Source organism: Brevundimonas lenta (assembly GCF_014196335.1).
GTDB lineage: Bacteria > Pseudomonadota > Alphaproteobacteria > Caulobacterales > Caulobacteraceae > Brevundimonas > Brevundimonas lenta.
Window position 1 is genome coordinate 1 of sequence record NZ_JACIDM010000005.1, and the last position, 5,308, is coordinate 5,308.

General features: G+C 54.6%; 2 tRNA genes and 3 rRNA genes. All 5 read right to left on the reverse strand.

From position 1 onward, the window contains the following. Positions 1-40: 40 nt before the first annotated feature. A 5S ribosomal RNA gene (rrf, locus tag GGR12_RS16440) occupies positions 41-155 on the reverse strand. An 83-nt stretch (positions 156-238) separates the two neighbouring features. After that, positions 239-3,027 (reverse strand): 23S ribosomal RNA (locus GGR12_RS16445). Positions 3,028-3,229: 202 nt separating this feature from the next. Continuing rightward, a tRNA-Ala gene (locus GGR12_RS16450) sits at positions 3,230-3,305 on the reverse strand. Between the two features lie 71 nt (positions 3,306-3,376). Further along, a tRNA-Ile gene (locus GGR12_RS16455) sits at positions 3,377-3,453 on the reverse strand. Positions 3,454-3,633: 180 nt separating this feature from the next. After that, positions 3,634-5,096 (reverse strand): 16S ribosomal RNA (locus GGR12_RS16460). Together the 16S, 23S and 5S rRNA genes with 2 tRNA genes alongside form the textbook arrangement of a ribosomal RNA operon. Between the last annotated feature and the right edge of the window lie 212 nt (positions 5,097-5,308).

Here is a 5,308-nt window from a genome sequence, read left to right on the forward strand (position 1 = left end):
CCTGTTGGGGCGTTTTATCATTCGTATATCCGACTGGTAGACCCGGCGGCGACCTACTCTCCCGCGCCTTAAGACGAAGTACCATCGGCTCTGGAGGGCTTAACGACCGAGTTCGGAATGGGATCGGGTGGGGAACCTCCGACATAGCCACCAGGTCAACCAGGCGGATAGACGAATGAGAAGAAGACATTGTCAGCTTCGGATTGAACCGAAGTAATCGAATGAGTTTTGCTGAGAAACGATCAAGCCGATCGGATTATTAGTACCAGTAAGCTTCATGGGTCGCCCCACTTCCACACCTGGCCTATCAACGTGGTAGTCTTCCACGATCCTCAGCGAAGCCTTGTTTTGAGGTTAGTTTCCCGCTTAGATGCTTTCAGCGGTTATCTATTCCGTACATAGCTACCCTGCTGCGCAGCTGGCGCCACGACAGGTCCACCAGAGGTACGTCCATCCCGGTCCTCTCGTACTAGGGACAGATCCTCTCAAGCTTCGAACACCCACGGCAGATAGGGACCAAACTGTCTCACGACGTTCTGAACCCAGCTCACGTACCACTTTAAATGGCGAACAGCCATACCCTTGGGACCTGCTCCAGCCCCAGGATGTGATGAGCCGACATCGAGGTGCCAAACTTTGCCGTCGATATGGACTCTTGGGCAAAATCAGCCTGTTATCCCTAGAGTACCTTTTATCCGTTGAGCGATGGCCCTTCCACGCGGGACCACCGGATCACTATGGCCGACTTTCGTCTCTGCTCGACTTGTCAGTCTCGCAGTCAGGCGAGCTTATGCCATTGCACTCGACGAGCGATTTCCGACCGCTCTGAGCTCACCATCGCGCGCCTCCGTTACACTTTGGGAGGCGACCGCCCCAGTCAAACTACCCACCACGCCATGTCCCGGGACCGGATAACGGCCCTCGGTTAGACGTCAACGACAGTAAGGGTGGTATTTCAAGGATGACTCCACCAGAGCTGGCGCCCCGGCTTCATAGTCTCCCACCTATCCTACACATACGGTCGCTAACGCCAAGGCGAAGCTATAGTAAAGGTTCATAGGGTCTTTCCGTCTGACCGCGGGAACCCCGCATCTTCACGGGGAATTCAATTTCACTGAGCCTGTGCTGGAGACAGTGGGGAAGTCGTTACGCCATTCGTGCAGGTCGGAACTTACCCGACAAGGAATTTCGCTACCTTAGGACCGTTATAGTTACGGCCGCCGTTTACCTGGGCTTCAGTTCGACGCTTTCACATCTCCCTTTAACCTTCAGGCACCGGGCAGGCGTCAGACCCTATACGTCGCATTGCTGCTTCGCAGAGCCCTGTGTTTTTGCTAAACAGTCGCTACCCCCTGGCTTGTGCCACTCAGTCTCGGTTGCCCGAGGTGAGTCACGCTTATTCCGAAGTTACGCGTGCAATTTGCCGAGTTCCTTCAGCACAGTTCTCTCAAGCGCCTTGGTATGCTCTACCTGACCACCTGTGTCGGTTTCGGGTACGGTCTCTGCTGGAGTTATTTCCAGGGACAGCTTCGCTGCCAGGACAATCCAATAAGCCCTGACAACTTACACCATCCGTCACTTCCAGCTGGTGCAGGAATATTTACCTGCTTCCCATCGACTACGCTTTTCAGCCTCGCCTTAGGGGCCGACTAACCCTGCGCAGATTAGCTTTACGCAGGAACCCTTGGTCTTTCGGCGACAGTGTTTCTCACACTGTTTATCGTTACTCATGTCAGCATTCTCACTTCCGATACCTCCAGCCAACCTCACGGTTGACCTTCACCGGCTTACGGAACGCTCCGCTACCGCTTGCAGTAAACTGCAAACCCATACCTTCGGCGACTGGCTTGAGCCCCGTTACATTTTCCGCGCAGGATCGCTTGATCAGTGAGCTGTTACGCTTTCTTTAAAGGATGGCTGCTTCTAAGCCAACCTCCTGATTGTCAAAGCAATCCCACATCGTTTCCCACTTAGCCAGTACTTGGGGGCCTTAGATGATGGTTAGGGTTGTTTCCCTTTTCACGACGGACGTTAGCACCCGCCGTGTGTCTGCCCGATAGTTCTCCTGGGTATTCGGAGTTTGGTTAGTATTGGTACCGCTCGCGCAGCCCGCAACCATCCAGTGCTCTACCCCCCAGGGAATTCGTCGGACGCTCTACCTAAATAGATTTCGCGGAGAACCAGCTATGTCCAGGTTTGATTGGCCTTTCACCCCTATCCACAAGTCATCCCAGAATTTTTCAACATTCACGGGTTCGGACCTCCAGTTGGTGTTACCCAACCTTCATCCTGCTCATGGATAGATCACCTGGTTTCGGGTCGTCATACGTCGAACTTGGCGCCCTATTCAGACTCGCTTTCGCTGCGCCTACACCTAACGGCTTAAGCTTGCTCGACACATGAAGTCGCTGACCCATTATACAAAAGGTACGCCGTCACCCCGCTTGGGGGCTCCGACTGCTTGTAGGCTTCCGATTTCAGGATCTGTTTCACTCCCCTCGTTGGGGTGCTTTTCACCTTTCCCTCACGGTACTTGTTCACTATCGGTCGTAGAGGAGTACTTAGGCTTGGAGGGTGGTCCCCCCATGTTCAGACAGGATTTCACGTGTCCCGCCCTACTCGAGTCTCTTGCTGTTTGACGTCTACGGGGCTGTCACCCGCTATGGCCGACCTTTCCAGGTCGTTCGACTTTATTTCACAAGAGCACTGGCCTGGTCCCGGTTCGCTCGCCACTACTACGGGAGTCTCGGTTGATGTCCTTTCCTCCGGGTACTGAGATGTTTCAGTTCCCCGGGTTCGCTTAATGAACCCTATGTATTCAGGTCATTATACCTTTAAGCAATCAACCAATCCGTACCCAGTCCGAAGACTGGGCATGAGTTGGAAGACCGCAAAGGTGGGTTTCCCCATTCGGAAATAACCGGATCAAAGGGTGCTAGCGCCTCCCCGGTTCTTATCGCAGCTTGCCACGTCCTTCATCGCCTCTCTACGCCAAGGCATCCGTCAGAAGCCCTTCAACGCTTGATCGTTTCTCAGCAAAACTCATGCGTGGACTACCCGGGGACTGGAAAGATGCCGCCGGATCCACGCCTGATTTTTGTCAGACAATGTCTTCTTCTCGAACGAGACCTTAAAGCTCAGGGGAGCCGGCCACATTCTTCCTTCACTATGTCAATCACCGCCGGACCAAACGGGCCGGAAGCGAACCTTGATTGCGATCTTGAGCAACTGGTGGAGCCAGACGGAGTCGAACCGACGACATCCTGCTTGCAAAGCAGGCGCTCTACCAACTGAGCTATGGCCCCGTTCCAGTGAACGGTGCGAAGCCCAGGAGAGCTTGTCGGCGACCTGTCGTGAGGCATGAGAGCCCGAAGGCTGGTAGGCCCGGGCAGACTCGAACTGCCGACCTTACGCTTATCAGGCGTACGCTCTAACCACCTGAGCTACGGGCCTATGGCAGCGCGACAGCCGGGTGTCCCCAGGCTCGCGATCGCATGCTCCTTCGCGACGGACCGAATGTCCGACGCTTCGAAGCATGAAAGAGGAAAGAGAAACGGAGACGGCGGCGCCCCGCATTTTATTGGAGCCTCAATAGACTGCCTCGTGAGAGACGGTCTGGAGAAGCATCCTTAGAAAGGAGGTGATCCAGCCGCAGGTTCCCCTACGGCTACCTTGTTACGACTTCACCCCAGTCGCTGACCCTACCGTGGTCGGCTGCCTCCATTGCTGGTTAGCGCACCGCCTTCGGGTAGAACCAACTCCCATGGTGTGACGGGCGGTGTGTACAAGGCCCGGGAACGTATTCACCGCGGCATGCTGATCCGCGATTACTAGCGATTCCAACTTCATGCCCTCGAGTTGCAGAGGACAATCCGAACTGAGACGACTTTTAAGGATTAACCCTCTGTAGTCGCCATTGTAGCACGTGTGTAGCCCACCCTGTAAGGGCCATGAGGACTTGACGTCATCCCCACCTTCCTCCGGCTTAGCACCGGCAGTCCCATTAGAGTTCCCAACTGAATGATGGCAACTAATGGCGAGGGTTGCGCTCGTTGCGGGACTTAACCCAACATCTCACGACACGAGCTGACGACAGCCATGCAGCACCTGTGTCCCAGTCCCCGAAGGGAAAGCCACATCTCTGTGGCGGTCCGGGCATGTCAAAAGGTGGTAAGGTTCTGCGCGTTGCTTCGAATTAAACCACATGCTCCACCGCTTGTGCGGGCCCCCGTCAATTCCTTTGAGTTTTAATCTTGCGACCGTACTCCCCAGGCGGATTGCTTAATGCGTTAGCTGCGTCACCGAGAAGCAAGCTTCCCGACAACTAGCAATCATCGTTTACGGCGTGGACTACCAGGGTATCTAATCCTGTTTGCTCCCCACGCTTTCGAGCCTCAGCGTCAGTAATGAGCCAGTATGTCGCCTTCGCCACTGGTGTTCTTCCGAATATCTACGAATTTCACCTCTACACTCGGAGTTCCACATACCTCTCTCACACTCAAGACACCCAGTATCAAAGGCAGTTCCAGAGTTGAGCTCTGGGATTTCACCCCTGACTTAAATGTCCGCCTACGCTCCCTTTACGCCCAGTAATTCCGAGCAACGCTAGCCCCCTTCGTATTACCGCGGCTGCTGGCACGAAGTTAGCCGGGGCTTCTTCTCCGGCTACAGTCATTATCTTCACCGGTGAAAGGATTTTACAATCCTAAGACCTTCATCATCCACGCGGCATGGCTGCGTCAGGCTTTCGCCCATTGCGCAAGATTCCCCACTGCTGCCTCCCGTAGGAGTTTGGGCCGTGTCTCAGTCCCAATGTGGCTGGTCATCCTCTCAGACCAGCTACTGATCGTAGCCTTGGTGAGCCTTTACCTCACCAACTAGCTAATCAGACGCGGGCCGCTCTAAAGGCGATAAATCTTTCCCCCGAAGGGCACATTCGGCATTACCACCCGTTTCCAGGAGCTATTCCGAACCTAAAGGCACGTTCCCACGTGTTACTCACCCGTCCGCCACTAACCCCGAAAGGTCCGTTCGACTTGCATGTGTTAGGCCTGCCGCCAGCGTTCGCTCTGAGCCAGGATCAAACTCTCAGGTTGAGTTGACTATCTGACCTAAGCAGACCGATCCGAAGACCGGTTGGCATTAGTTCTACGTATTCTTGACGAGATCCCACGAGATCGATCCGAAGACCAATCCATGGTGTCTTTTCAAAAAGACCGCAGTTGTCAGTGTCGATGATAACCCCAAGGGTTATCGCCAGGACACCGCCGCCTGCGTTTCTCTTTCCAGATCAACGATTTCAAAGACC